At 72.3% G+C, this 12,984-nt stretch carries 11 protein-coding genes; 6 read left to right on the forward strand and 5 right to left on the reverse strand.

Annotated features, from left to right (window positions below; genetic code table 11):
* Positions 1-7 precede the first annotated feature (7 nt).
* The gene (locus RAN62_RS15525; RefSeq protein ID WP_305785345.1) at positions 8-1,462 is read right to left on the reverse strand and encodes an MFS transporter; all 1,455 of its coding nucleotides are present in this window, start codon (positions 1,460-1,462) and stop codon (positions 8-10) included.
* An 86-nt stretch (positions 1,463-1,548) separates the two neighbouring features.
* Here RAN62_RS15525 and RAN62_RS15530 point away from each other — a divergent pair, with 86 nt between their 5' ends.
* A complete protein-coding gene (locus RAN62_RS15530; protein ID WP_305785346.1) occupies positions 1,549-2,100 on the forward strand; it encodes a TetR/AcrR family transcriptional regulator in 552 nt (183 codons plus the stop codon).
* 237 nt (positions 2,101-2,337) lie between these two features.
* Here the strand turns inward: RAN62_RS15530 and RAN62_RS15535 are convergent, their stop codons facing one another.
* Both RAN62_RS15535 and RAN62_RS15540 read right to left on the reverse strand, forming a co-directional pair.
* Positions 2,338-2,799, reverse strand: a complete 462-nt coding sequence (locus tag RAN62_RS15535; RefSeq protein ID WP_305785347.1) for an Asp23/Gls24 family envelope stress response protein — start codon at positions 2,797-2,799, stop codon at positions 2,338-2,340.
* A gap of 186 nt (positions 2,800-2,985) precedes the next feature.
* The gene (locus RAN62_RS15540; protein ID WP_438874511.1) at positions 2,986-4,476 is read right to left on the reverse strand and encodes an MFS transporter; all 1,491 of its coding nucleotides are present in this window, start codon (positions 4,474-4,476) and stop codon (positions 2,986-2,988) included.
* Positions 4,477-4,577: 101 nt separating this feature from the next.
* On the opposite strand from RAN62_RS15540, the gene RAN62_RS15545 reads away from it, so the two are divergent.
* The 3 genes from RAN62_RS15545 to RAN62_RS15555 all read left to right on the forward strand — a co-directional run bounded on the left by RAN62_RS15545 (position 4,578) and on the right by RAN62_RS15555 (position 8,480).
* The gene (locus RAN62_RS15545; RefSeq protein WP_305785349.1) at positions 4,578-5,261 is read left to right on the forward strand and encodes a TetR/AcrR family transcriptional regulator; all 684 of its coding nucleotides are present in this window, start codon (positions 4,578-4,580) and stop codon (positions 5,259-5,261) included.
* A 127-nt stretch (positions 5,262-5,388) separates the two neighbouring features.
* The gene (locus RAN62_RS15550) at positions 5,389-7,794 is read left to right on the forward strand and encodes a glycoside hydrolase family 95 protein (protein WP_305785350.1); all 2,406 of its coding nucleotides are present in this window, start codon (positions 5,389-5,391) and stop codon (positions 7,792-7,794) included.
* Positions 7,791-8,480, forward strand: coding sequence for a GH12 family glycosyl hydrolase domain-containing protein (locus RAN62_RS15555; RefSeq protein WP_305785351.1), 690 nt, complete (start codon positions 7,791-7,793; stop codon positions 8,478-8,480). Before RAN62_RS15550 ends, RAN62_RS15555 begins: the two co-directional genes overlap by 4 nt.
* Positions 8,481-8,539: 59 nt before the next feature.
* On the opposite strand, the gene RAN62_RS15560 is transcribed toward RAN62_RS15555, so the two are convergent.
* On the reverse strand, positions 8,540-8,902 hold the full coding sequence (locus RAN62_RS15560; protein WP_305785352.1) for an STAS domain-containing protein: 363 nt from the start codon (positions 8,900-8,902) through the stop codon (positions 8,540-8,542).
* Positions 8,899-10,119, reverse strand: a complete 1,221-nt coding sequence (locus RAN62_RS15565; protein WP_305785353.1) for a PP2C family protein-serine/threonine phosphatase — start codon at positions 10,117-10,119, stop codon at positions 8,899-8,901. Before RAN62_RS15565 ends, RAN62_RS15560 begins: the two co-directional genes overlap by 4 nt.
* A 150-nt stretch (positions 10,120-10,269) precedes the next feature.
* Here RAN62_RS15565 and RAN62_RS15570 point away from each other — a divergent pair, with 150 nt between their 5' ends.
* Both RAN62_RS15570 and RAN62_RS15575 read left to right on the forward strand, forming a co-directional pair.
* Positions 10,270-11,577 carry a pectate lyase family protein gene (locus RAN62_RS15570; RefSeq protein ID WP_305785354.1) on the forward strand — a complete coding sequence of 436 codons (1,308 nt, stop codon included), beginning with the start codon at positions 10,270-10,272 and terminating at the stop codon, positions 11,575-11,577.
* 73 nt (positions 11,578-11,650) lie between these two features.
* Positions 11,651-12,955, forward strand: a complete 1,305-nt coding sequence (locus tag RAN62_RS15575; protein WP_305785355.1) for a neutral zinc metallopeptidase — start codon at positions 11,651-11,653, stop codon at positions 12,953-12,955.
* Positions 12,956-12,984: the final 29 nt, after the last annotated feature.

A 12,984-nucleotide genomic window follows, 5' to 3' on the forward strand; every position in this document is an offset into this window, starting at 1 on the left:
CAACGCGCTACCGGCGGCGCTCCGCCGTGGTGACCACCACCAGCAGACCCGCGACGAGCGTGACCGCGGCCGCGACCCGCAACGCCGTCGCCGCGGCCGGGACGAAAGCATCGATGACGGCGGCGTGGTCGGTGGTCGCGGCCAGGGCGGCGGCGACGGTCCGGGCCCCGGTCACATGCTCACTGAAAACGGCCGTGGTCACGGTGCCGACGACGGCGACGCCGAGGGCACTGCCGAGCTCGCGGGTGGCCGACTGCAACCCGCCCGCCACGCCGGCCTGCTCGGCGGGCACGGCCGCGGTCAGCTCGGCGGTGAGCGCCGGCAACGCGAGGGCGAAGCCGAGACCGACGACGACCGACCAGGCCGCGTACGCGGGGTAGGGCGCGACGGCCGTCCAGGACAGCCCGGCCAGCCCGGCGCCGATGGTGACGAAGGCGGCGGCCAGCGTGCGCGGGATCCCGATCCGGGCGACGAGACGCGGCACGAACCGCGAGCCGACGAGCAGCGGGACGGCGAGCGGCAGGATCGCCAGGCCGGCCCGCAGGACCGAGTAGCCGCGGGCGTACTGCAGCAGTGAGGCGTTGAGGAAGAACAGCCCGAAGCCGCCGAACCACGTGACCAGCATGCCGAGGCTCGCGCCGCTGAGCGCGCGGATGCGGAACAGGCGCGGGTCCAGCAGGGGATGCGCCGCCCGCAGCCCGGAGCGGACCCACAAGACGCCGAGTACGACACTCAGCCCGAACGCCCCGAGCACGACCGGACTGGTCCACCCGCGCTCCGGCCCCTCGACGATGCCCCCGAGCAGCGCGACAACCGTGGCGACGAACAGCAGCGTGCCGGCCGGGTCCAGGGACCGATCGTGGCGACCGCTACGCCGGACTCCCAGCGCCACCCACAGCGCACAACCCAGGGCGATCGGCACGACGACCGCGAAGAGGGCCCGCCACGAGCCGGAGCTGAGGACCGCCCCGCCGCCGAGGTTGCCCACGACGCCGCCGAGGCCGGAGACCGTACCCCAGATGACCAGCGCCCGGCCGCGGCGCTCGGGCGCGGTGGCGTGCACGAGAACACCGACGCAGTTGGGCAGCACGAGGGCCGCGCCGACGCCGGTGACCACCCGCCCGGCCAGCAGCACCGCGACGGTCGGCGCGACCGCGGACAGCGCGGCGCCGGCGGCGAACACCAGCAGGCCGGCGAGGAGAATCCCCTTCCGCCCGAAGCGATCCCCCGCGGCGCCGCCCGGAATGACAAGACACGCGAAGACGACGACGTAGGCGTCGACGATCCACAGCAGCGCCGCCGCCCCGGGACGCAGGTCGCTCGCGGCGATCAGCGGGGCGGCCAGATTGATCGCGGCCACCAGCCCCACCACCAGCAGCGTGCACACCGACACCCCGACGAGCACACCCCGACCGGTTGCCACGGGCCGGTGCGGCTCGAGGACATCATTTCGAGTCATCATGTCTCGGAACACTAGCCTAAGCGAGGCACGGTGTCTCGTAATGGAGGTCACAAAATCGGCACATGGTGTCTCGGTATGCTGACGGCATGACCGAGCGAAGCGGCGCCGGCCGCCCGCGCAGTGAGCAGGCCCGCCAGGCCGTTCTGCACGCCGTCGACGACCTGCTGCTCGAGGTCGGCTACGCGGCGATGACGATGAAGGGCATCGCCGAGCGGGCCGGCGTGGGACGCCAGACGGTCTACCGCTGGTGGAACACCAAGGCCGAGGTCCTCTTCGAGGCCAGCGTGCTCGACGCCGGCAAGGAGCTGACGATCCCGCCGGCCGGCTCGCCGCTCGCCGACCTCACCGCCTATCTGGACGCCCTCGTCACCTTTCTCGCCCGCTCCCCCGCCGGCGCCGCCTATCGCACCCTGCTCGCCGCCGCCCAGCACGACCCGGCCGTCAAGGACCTGATCGCCACCAAGGACGTCCTCGACGACAGCGCCCGCACCGTGCTCGACCGGATCGGCTCCCCGCTGCCCGCCGACCAGGCCGTCGCCCGTCTCACCGGCCCGGCCGTCTACTGGATTTTGAGCGGCCGCGACCCCGCCGCCCTCGACACCAAGGCCCTGGCCCGCGACTTCCTCGCCGCTACCTGATCGGACCGGTGTCGTGGGTGGCCATCTGCCGCCCGTCCAGCGTCAGCATCGTCCGGACCGTGTACGGCCCCTTCTTCTTCGGCAACGGCAGCCAGAAGTTCACCACTCCGCCGGTTCGGGCCGCACCGGAACCAAGGCGCGACCTTGGAACTGACTCATCACGCCCTCCTCTCCACCTGGGACGAGGAGCGACGCACGGGACGAGATACCCCGGACACGCGGGGTAACCGGAAAGGGTCAGACCGCGTCGTCCATGCGGATGTCGTCGACCTTGACGTCGACGCCGGCGACCTGGAGGCCGTAGTTCTCGACCTCTTCGATGATGCGGATGCGGACCAGGGAGGTGACGTCGCTGACCACCTCGCCGGCCGCGATCACCAGGACGACCGTGATGAAGACATCTGTGCCCTGGACCTTGGCGGAGACGCCGCGCCGGGCGTCGCCGACCTCGTCCAGGCCGACCTTGTCGAGGACGGCGTTGAAGAAGCGGGCCACGTCGCCGCCGAGCTCGGCCACGCCCGGGACCGAGCGGGCGGCCGCGGCGGCGATCTTCTCGACGACCTCGGGGTGGACCTTGGTGGCGCCGCGGAAGGGGGCGGCCTCGACGACCAGCGCGCCGCCCTCGGCCGGGGGCACGCTGGGGACCACGGCCGGCAGGAACAGCTCCTGGGTCTGATCGGCCCGGAATTCCTCGGTCATGCCCGCCCCCTCGCCATGGTCCACTTCGGCCACGCGGCAGCCTACCCAATGGCGAAGCCCGGCCGCGCATCGCGACCGGGCTTCTGATCTTGCCGGGGTGACCAGCGATTGTCCTGCCCATCGTCGGCAGGCCAGATCCCTGGTGCACCGGCGCGCGCGGCGCGTCCGGGCCGACGCCGAGGTGGGTCAGTGCGCCATCGCGGGCGGCGCGTCCGGGTCGACGTCGAGGGGGCCGGTGCGGAAGAGCACCGCCGCCACGATCGCGGCCAGCACGAAGAAGCCGGCCGACCACCAGAACACCGTGTGATAGCTGGCCAGCTGCGCCTCCATGGCGAGCGTGGGCGTCGGGGTCTTGCCCTCGGCGAAGTCGGTGGCCGCGGTCGCCGCGAAGGAGCTCAGCAGCGCGGTGCCGATCGAGCCGCCGATCTGCTGGACCGTGTTGATCATCGCCGAGGCGACACCGGCGTCGCGGTGCTCGACACCCGAGGTGGCGGCGTTCTGCGTGGGCGCGAACACCAGGCCGAGCCCGAGACCGACAACGATCAACCCCGGCAGGACCCCCGACGCGTACGTGGAATCGAGGTCCAGCCGCGTGAGCCAGAGCATGCCGGCCGCCGCGATCAGGGCGCCGAGCGGCACCAGGGGACGCGGGCCGATCCTCGGGGTGAGGATCGAGCCGGCCGTGGTGGCCGTCAGCATGATGCCGCCGAGCATCGGGAGGAAGGCGAGCCCCGTGCGGACGGGCGTGAATCCGAGCACCGCGGTCAGGTAGTACGTCAGGAACAGGAAGATGCCGAACATGCCGGCGCCCGCGATCGCGATGGACGCGTACGAGCCGCCGCGGTTGCGGTCGAGCACCACGCGCAGGGGCAGCAGCGGGCCGGCCACGCGCCGCTCGACGAGGACGAAGGCGATCAGGACGACGACGCCGACGACGATCGGGCCGAGCGTCCAGCCCGCGGTCCAGCCGTCGGTCTCGGCGTTGGCCAGGCCGTAGACCAGGGCGACCAGGCCCACCACGGCGGTCAGGGTGCCGGCGATGTCGAGCTTGCCGTGCTTCTGGACCGGCTCGTCGTGCAGCTTGACGAGGGCGCCCACCACGGCGATGGCGGCGATCACGAGGTTGACGTAGAGGCACCAGCGCCAGGACGCGTACTCGGTCAGGACGCCGCCGAGCAGCAGGCCCATGCCGCCGCCCGCGCCGGAGATGGCGCCGAAGATGCCGAAGGCCTTGCCGCGCTCGGCGGGCTCGGTGAACGTGGTCGAGAGCAGCGACAGCGCGGCCGGGGCGAGCGCGGCGCCGAAGGCACCCTGCAGGGCCCGGGCGACGATCAGCAGCTCGAGGTTCTGCGCGGCGCCGCCGAGGGCCGACGCCAGGGCGAAGCCGACCAGGCCGATCAGGAACATGCGCTTGCGCCCGACGAAGTCGGACAGGCGCCCGCCCAGCAGGAGCAGGCTGCCGAAGGCCAGGGCATAGGCCGTGACGACCCACTGCCGGTCGGCGTCCGAGAAGGCCAGGTCGGCCTGGGCGGTGGGCAGCGCGATGTTCACGATCGTGGCGTCGAGCACCACCATGAGCTGCGCAAGAGCGAGCACGACGAGGGCCCACCAGCGTCCGTCGTCCTTGGCCGAATGCTTCGGCACCGGCGTTTCGTGCCGATCAAGAGCCGTTGTCATGCGTTTCCTACTCCCGGCGAAAGTTGAGGTTCGTCCTCCACTTCGGCAGCCTAGCCGGTCAAGTTGAGGAATCACCTCCACTTGGATGTAGTCTTCGTTACATGACAGGCAGCACGGTCCCGGTCACAGCGGCGGACGAGACCCGTCCGCTGCGGCGCGACGCGCAGCGCAACCGCGAGCGGATCATCGCCGCCGCGCACGAGGTCTTCGCCACCCGCGGCTTCGCGGCCACCCTCGACGACGTGGCGCACCACGCGGGCGTGGGCGTGGGCACGGTCTACCGGCGCTTCCCGACCAAGGAGGAACTGGTCGCGGCCGTCTTCGCGGACCGCATGCAGGACGTCGTCGCCCTCGCCGAGCGCGCCCTCGCGACCGAGTCCGCCTGGGACGGCCTGATCCTGCTGCTCACCGAGTCGGTCCGCATGCAGGCGCGCGACCGCGGCCTGCGCGACCTGCTGCTCACCGTCGACAAGAGCAACCTCCCGGCACTCAAGGGCCGGGTGCCCGAGCTGGCCACCGCGGTCATCGAGCGGGCCCGGGCCGAGGGCACACTGCGCCCCGACTTCGAGCCGACCGACCTGCCGATGATCTTCACCATGCTCAGCGAGGTGGCGCGCACCTGCGGCGACATCCGCCCCGACGCGTACGAGCGCTATCTCACCCTGATCATCGACGGCCTGCGCGCGGGCTCCGCCCGGGGCGACCTCGGCGCACCCCTGACCATCAGCTGCGTCCAGGACGCGCTGACCAAATGCGTCCCGCCGCTGGAGCCCCGCCGCCGCTAGAGGGCCACACTTCTCTACCCCGCGTCCGCCTGACGGAAAGTCGCGGGTAAGCGCTTGCCCGGACGCTGCCCCCGGCCGTACCGTCGAGAGCCATACGTATCGAAGCGCTTCGATTGGTGGCGACGGGATGGACCGGCGGACGGTGTTGGCGGGGTCGGGGGCGGCCGTCGTGGCGGGGCAGCTGGCCCTCGGAGCGGCAGCCGCGGCGGCGGAGCCGGGGTACGACGCGAACCTCCGGAACGACCCGGGCCCAGGGAACGACCCGAGCCTGCGGAACGGCCTCGATCCTCGGAACGACCTCGGCCCCCGGAACGACCTCACCCTCTGGTACGACGAGCCGGGCACCGACTGGGAGAGCCAGGCCCTGCCGATCGGCAACGGCATCCTCGGCGCCTCGATCCTCGGCGACCCGGCGGCCGACGCGATCGTGCTCAACGAAAAGACGCTGTGGACCGGTGGCCCCGGCTCGCCGGGCTACGACTTCGGCAACTGGCGCACGCCCCGCCCCGGCGCCGTCGCCCAGGTCCAGCGGGCGATCGACGAGCGGGAGCGGGTGCCCCCGGAGGAGGTCGCCGCCGTTCTCGGCCAGTCCCGCGTCGGCTACGGCAGCTACCAGTCCCTCGGCACGCTGACCCTGGCCACCACGCCGGGGCCGGTGGAGAGCTATCGACGGGAACTCGACCTCAGCACCGCCGTCGCCCGGACCCGATACGTCGCGAACGGGATCCGGTACACCCGCGAGTACTTCGTCAGCCACCCCGACCAGGTGCTCGTGGTCCGCCTCGCCGCCGACCGCCCCGGCGCCGTCGACGTCGCTGTATCCCTGACCGTCCCGGAGGGACGCACCGCGGCGACGACCGTGTCCCGGGGCCGGCTGACCGTGTCCGGGGCGCTCGACGACAACGGGCTCCGCCACGAGACGCAGATCCAGGTCGTCACGCGCGGCGGCACCCGGACGGACGAGGCCGCGGGTGTCACGGTCAGCGGCGCGGACTCCGTACTCGTCATCGTGGCCGCGGGCACGGACTACAGCGACCGGTATCCCACCTATCGCGGGCCGGATCCACACCCGCGCATCACGCGGACCCTGCAAGCCGCGCTGCACCGGCAGGACCAGCTGCGCGACGCGCACATACGCGACCACCGCGCGCTGTTCGACCGCGTACGGCTCGACCTCGGCCGCCGGCCCGCGGATCGGCCGACCGACGAGTTGCTCGCCGCGTACCAGGGCGACGATCCCGCGCTCGAGACCTTGTTCTTCCAGTACGGCCGTTATCTGCTCATCGCGTCCTCCCGCGCCGGCACGCCGCTGCCCGCGAACTTGCAGGGCGTCTGGAACCCCTATGCCGCCGCGCCATGGAGCGCCGACTACCACGTCAACATCAATCTGCAGATGAACTACTGGCCCGCGTACGCGACGAATCTGAGCGAAACGACAACGCCGCTGCACGATTTCGTTCACGCGTTGCGCGCGCCCGGCGCCGTGACCGCCCGCGAGATGTTCGGCGCGAGCGGCTGGGTCGTGCACAACGAGACGAACCCGTTCGGCTTCACCGGCGTGCACGACTGGCCGACGGCGTTCTGGTTCCCCGAGGCCGCCGCCTGGATCGCCCGTCACCTGTACGAGCACTACCTGTACACACTCGATCAGACGTTCCTGCGCGAACGCGCATACCCCGTGCTGCGCGACGTCGCCCGGTTCTGGCTCGACGAGCTGCACACCGACCCCCGGGACGGCCGTCTCGTCGTCTCGCCCAGCTACTCCCCCGAGCACGGCGACTTCTCCGCCGGCGCGTCCATGTCGCAGCAGATCGTGCTCGATCTGTTCACGTCGGTGTCCCACGCGGCCGGAGTGGTCGGCGACGGACGGTTCAAGAAAGAGGTCCAGGCGGCGCTGCAAAGGCTCGACCCGGGCACGCGGATCGGTTCGTGGGGCCAGCTGCAGGAGTGGAAGGGCGACTGGGACGACCCGGCCGACGACCACCGGCACGTGTCCCACCTGTTCGCCTTGCATCCCGGCCGGCAGATCACGCCGTCGGGCACGCCCGCGCTCGCGGCGGCCGCCGAGGTCTCCCTGCGCGCCCGCGGCGACGGCGGCACCGGCTGGAGCAAAGCGTGGAAGATCAACTTCTGGGCGCGGCTGCACGACGGCGACCACGCGCACCTGATGCTGAGCGAGCAGCTGCGCACGAGCACGCTGAGCAACCTCTGGGACACCCACCCGCCGTTCCAGATCGACGGCAACTTCGGTGCCACCGCCGGAGTCGCCGAGATGCTGCTCCAGAGCCACGCCGGTGAGCTGCACATCCTGCCCGCACTGCCCACGGCCTGGCCGGAGGGGCGCGTCACCGGGCTCCGCGCCCGCGGCGACCTGACCGTGGACATCACCTGGGCGGACGGCGCGGCCACCGAGCTCACCGTCCGGGCCGGGCACGGCGGCCCGGTCACCGTCCGCAGCTCGCTCGTTCCCGGCGGGCTGCACACCTTCACCGCCCGCGCCGGCGGGACCTACTCCTGGAAGGGATCTTCATGAAGACCGTCCTCCGCGCTCTCACCGCCCTGGCCGCCACCGTGGCCCTGGTGCTGACCGCGGCCCCCGCCCAGGCCGCGGTGTGGTCGTCCACCGACCGGTGGGGCACCTGGTCGAGCAACGGGTACACGCTCTACAACAACGTCTGGGGCTCCGGCTACGGGCCGCAGACGATCTGGGCCAACTCGGCCTCGAACTGGGGCGTCTGGGCCAACCACCCCAACACCGGCGGCATCAAGAGCTACCCGAACGCCACGAAGTACATCGGCAAGAAGGTCAGCGCGCTCGGCACGACCACGAGCAGCTTCAATGTGACCGTGCCGACGAGCGGGGTCGCCTTCACCACCGCGTACGACATCTGGAGCTCGGACAACGCCCACGAGATCATGCTGTGGATGAACAAGTACGGGGCCGTCGGTCCGCTGGGCACGTTGCAGACCACCGCCTCGGTCGGCGGGCACACGTGGCAGATCTACCGTGGATCCAACGGGGCGAACCAGGTGTACTCGTTCGTGCGCACGTCGAACACCAGCAGCGGCACCGTGGACATCCGCGCGATCGCGCAGTGGATCCGCACGCAGGGCTGGTTCGGCGACGTGACGATCGGCAACGTGCAGCTGGGCTACGAGATCACGTCGGCCTCGGGCGGCAAGGACTTCGTCACCAACTCGTTCTCGGTGACGGGCTGAGCCGGAAGCGCAACGCCGCGCCGGGAGAAAGTCCCGGCGCGGCGCACAAACCCGAACGCTCACTCCCCGGAGCGCACGGCGTGCAGCGCGGCTTCGAGGGTCGGGTCGAGGTACAGCAGCCGGTCCAGGTTGCTGATCTGCAGCGCGGTCAGCACGATCCCCTGCGCGCACGCCACCCGCAGCACGCCCCCGGACGCGGCGGCCCGCCGGTGCAGCCCCACGATCAGGCTCAGCCCGCTGGAGTCGCAGAAGGTCACCCGCCCCACGTCGAGGACGATCCGGTCCCGGCCCCGCCCGAGCGCGTCGTCGGCCGCGACCGCCAGAGACTTGACGGTGTCCCGGTCGAGCTCGCCCGACGCGGTCAGCACGACGATCCGCGCCTCCGCGTCCTCGGTGCGCACCACCAGAATGTCGTCGTTCACGCGTCGTTCCCCCTGTCCGCCACCGGTACGGTCCGCGCGGCCGCCGCACCCGACCACTGCACCAGCATCAACGTCGCATCGTCCGCGAGGGCGCTGCCCTGGTGCTCCGCGATCGCGTGCGCCAGCCGCCGCACCGTCTCGGGCGCCGGCAACCCGGCGTCGGCGTGCCGTTCCACCAGGTCGACCAGGCGCCCCACCCCGAAGCGGTCGCCGCCGGCCGTCCGCGCCTCGGTCACGCCGTCGGTGTGCAGCAGCAGCCGGTCCCCCGGCTGCAGCATCTCCACGGCGACCTCGGTGGACGTGGCGACCCCCGCGGACGAAGCAACACCCAGCGGCAGCCGCACCCCGCCGGTCAGCTCCCGCACCGACCGCCCGCCCCGCAGCACCAGCGGCCGCGGATGCCCCGCGTTGCAATAGCGCAACCGCCCGCTGTCCACGTCCAGCTCGGCCAGCACCGCCGTCACGAACCGCACGTCGGCGAACTGCTCGGCCAGCGCGGCATCGGCGGCCCGCGCCTGCTCGGCCAGGTCACCTCCGGCCCGGCGGGTGGCCCGGATCGCGGCCAGAGCGACCGCGCAGGCCAGCCCGGCGGCCAGACCCCGCCCGACCGCGTCCATGATCACCAGGTACGCCGTCGAGCCGTCCAGCACGTAGTCGAAGCCGTCCCCGCCGACGTCGTAGCAGGGCCGCACCACCGCGCTGATCACCACGCTGTCGCTGCTGGCGGTCAGCGGGGGCAGCAGCCGCCAGAGCAGCTCGGACGCGGGCGACATGGGCTGCGAGCGCCGGACGACGTCGAGGTGGTCGCTGCGCGGGGTGGTCGTGGCGATGAGGTGCCCGATCAGGCCCGCGACCAGCTCGCACCGCTCGACCTCGCCGGCGCCGGGGACCCCGGTGAACTCCATGACGCCGATCCGGTCCGTGGCGTCGACCATGGGGACGTACCAGTGGCCGTCGCCGGCGGGCAGGCTCCGCACCCGGGCAAAGGCCCGGCCCGCGAGCGACGAGTCGATCGGCAGCGGCTCCGCGGGTTTCGCGCCGGCGGAAGGCAGCTCCCGCAGGGTCACCTGCTCGTAGTCGGCGAGCCAGATCCGGCTGCTCAGCCCGACCGGTTCCAGGGCCGCGGAGACCTGGGCCGCGAGCCGCTCCGGGCGCCACAGATGCGCGGCCGCGAGGATCTCCCGCAGGGCCGCGAACCAGCGCGAGTCACCGTCCATGGTCCCAACCTAGAGGCCGGGGATCCGCCTGACCCGCCGGGGCCACCGGGACTGCAAATTTCCTGCACGTGCCCGCCCGTTGACCCGGCTCCCGGGCCGTGTGACCGTGACCGGGTAAGCGCTTTCCCCCGCCCCCGGAGGCCTCCCGCCGTGCCCTCGAGCCTGTTGACCGCCGCCCTCGCCGCCGTCCTGACCCTGCCCGCCGGGGTCGCCACCGCTGCCCCCGCCGTTCCTGCCGTGGCCCGGGACGTCCTTCCGCCGGGTGACGGATGGGCGTCGGCGGGCCCGGGGACGACCGGCGGCGCGGCCGCGGACGACGCCCACGTCAGCGTGGTCCGCACCCGGGCCGAGCTGCTGGCCGCTCTCGGCGACGGCACCGGCGCCACGCCCCGGATCGTGGTCGTCGCGGGCCGCATCGACATGAGCGCCGACGCGTCGGGCCGGCCGCTCGACTGCGCCGCGTACGCCGATCCCGAGTACGACCTGGCCGCCTTCCTGGCCGCGTACGATCCCGCGGTCTGGGGCCGGACGGCCAAGCCCAGCGGCCCCCTCGAGGACGCCCGGGCCCGCTCGGCGCGTGTCCAGGGCGCCCAGATCCGCATCCCGGTCGGCAGCAACACCACCCTGATCGGGGCCCGGGGCGCCCGGATCGACCACGGCAGCCTCACCCTGACCAATGTGAGCAACGTGATCGTGCGCGGCATCGAGTTCACCGACGCGGCCGACTGCTTCCCGGCCTGGGACCCGACCGACGGCGCCGAGGGCAACTGGAACTCCCTCTACGACCTCGTCTCGCTCAGCGGCGCCACGAACGTGTGGCTCGACCACAACACGTTCAGCGACGGCAACAACCACGACGCCGATCAGCCGCTCCACTTCGGCCGGCCCTACCAGGTGCACGACGGCGCCACCGACTTCATCCGGGGCTCCGACCTGATCACGGTGTCGTGGAACGACTACTACGACCACGACAAGACGATGCTGATCGGCTCGACCGACACCCCGGGCGTCGACGTGGGCAAGCTGCGGGTGACCATCCACCACAACCGCTTCGGCAACGTGATCCAGCGGGCGCCCCGGGTGCGCTTCGGGCAGGTCGACGTCTACGACAACTACTACACGGCCACCGACGAGGAGTATCAGTACTCCTTCGGGGTGGGCGTGCAGTCGGCGATCTACGCGGAGAACAACTACTTCGTCCGCAGCGCCGATCTGCCGGTCGCCGACATCGTCAAGGACTGGAAGGGCACGCGCATCACGACCAAGGGCACCCTCGTCCGTACGGGCAGCGGGCCCGCCGTCCCCGTGGATCCGGTCGCGGCCCACAACGCGGCCTACGACCCGGACCTGGATCCCGACGCCGGCTGGGTGCCGACCTTGCGGACCGGAGTGGATCCGACCGTCGCGGTGCCGGTCGTGGTCGCCGCGGGCGTGGGAGCCCGGCGCCTGCCGAGGTGAATAACCTTCTCCCCTCCCGGGTACGCACGCACGGCGCACCGACAACCCCCGGTGCGCCGGAAGGGGAACACTCGTGCGTGCGTACCGGATCCTGGCCTCTGCCCTGCTCGTGGCCCTGACCAGCGGTTGCGTGGTCGTCTGGGGCGAGGACGGAGGCTCGTCGCAACGGCCGGCGCCGACCGGCGGCAAGGACGTGGTGACCCCGGCGCTCAAGGACGTCGAGCGCTTCTGGCAGGGCAAGTTCCCGGCGCTGGCCGACGGCAAGCAGTTCCAGCCGGTCCAGGGCGGCTTCCACCCGTACACCAAGCAGGATCCACCCCCCGCCTGCGGTGACCAGCCGGGCGAGTACCAGCCCAACGCGTTCTACTGCCCGGCCGGGGACTTCATCGCGTGGGACGCCCAGGTGCTGATCCCGCAGCTGCAGAGCCAGTTCGGCGACCTGCTCGCCGGGGTCGTCATGGCCCACGAGTACGGGCACGCGATCCAGACCCGGCTGGGCCGCACCGACGATCCGACGGTCGTCCTCGAGCAGCAGGCCGACTGTTACGCCGGAGCGTGGACGGCCGACGTGCTGGCCGGGAACTCGACGGCGTTCAAGGACGTCACGCCCGAGCAGCTCGACAACACCGTCGCCGGGTTGCTGCTGCTCCGCGACCAGCCGGGCACCTCGGCGGCGGCGGAGGGCGCGCACGGCAACGCGTTCGACCGGGTGCGCGCCTTCCAGGACGGCGTGGAGGACGGCGTCGCCACGTGCGCGGGCTACGACGCGAACAACCTGCCGGTCACCGAGGTGCCGTTCCGGACCCGTGACGACGCGGCCAGCGGCGGCGACCTCGAGTACTCCGAAGCGGTCAACTCGCTCGCGCAGGACGCCCAGACGTACTGGACCAGCACCTACCCCGATCTCACCGGGCAACCGTGGCAGCAGCTGCGGGTGACGGCCTTCGAGGGCGACGCGCCCGCCTGCCAGTCCCCCGACGAGGCGGCCCCGAACCGGGCGTTCTACTGCCCGGACGGCGACTTCGCGGCCTTCGACAACGAGGAGCTCGGCCCGCAGCTCTACCGGCAGATCGGCGACAACGCGATCGGCATGCTGATCGGCGACCTGTTCGCCCGGGCCGTCCAGGACCGGCGCGGCGTCTCCACCCGCGACCGGGCCGGGCAGCTGGCCGTCGACTGCCTGGCCGGCTCGTGGACGTCGAGCATCCTGACCCGCGACCCGTCGGACGGGCTGACGCTCTCGCCGGGCGACCTGGACGAGGCCGTGACCGCGCTGCTGGCCTTCGGCCGGGCGGGCGACGGGTCCGGGACGACGGCCTTCGACCGCATCGCCGCCTATCGCGACGGTGTCCTGGAGGGCCTCACCGCCTGCCAGTGATCCCGTCACTGTAGGCCGCGCGCCGGTGG

The organism is Symbioplanes lichenis (genome assembly GCF_030709675.1).
Taxonomy (GTDB): Bacteria; Actinomycetota; Actinomycetes; order Mycobacteriales; family Micromonosporaceae; genus Actinoplanes; species Actinoplanes lichenis.

Excerpts from the sequence above, each read along its gene's own strand:
- RAN62_RS15535 (WP_305785347.1), bottom strand. The coding sequence starts at position 2,799 with ATGACCGAGGAATTCCGGGCCGATCAGACCCAGGAGCTGTTCCTGCCG.
- RAN62_RS15545 (WP_305785349.1), top strand. The coding sequence starts at position 4,578 with ATGACAGGCAGCACGGTCCCGGTCACAGCGGCGGACGAGACCCGTCCG.
- RAN62_RS15530 (WP_305785346.1), top strand. The coding sequence starts at position 1,549 with ATGACCGAGCGAAGCGGCGCCGGCCGCCCGCGCAGTGAGCAGGCCCGC.
- RAN62_RS15565 (WP_305785353.1), bottom strand. The coding sequence starts at position 10,119 with ATGGACGGTGACTCGCGCTGGTTCGCGGCCCTGCGGGAGATCCTCGCG.
- RAN62_RS15555 (WP_305785351.1), top strand. The coding sequence starts at position 7,791 with ATGAAGACCGTCCTCCGCGCTCTCACCGCCCTGGCCGCCACCGTGGCC.
- RAN62_RS15540 (WP_438874511.1), bottom strand. The coding sequence starts at position 4,476 with ATGACAACGGCTCTTGATCGGCACGAAACGCCGGTGCCGAAGCATTCG.
- RAN62_RS15550 (WP_305785350.1), top strand. The coding sequence starts at position 5,389 with ATGGACCGGCGGACGGTGTTGGCGGGGTCGGGGGCGGCCGTCGTGGCG.
- RAN62_RS15525 (WP_305785345.1), bottom strand. The coding sequence starts at position 1,462 with ATGATGACTCGAAATGATGTCCTCGAGCCGCACCGGCCCGTGGCAACC.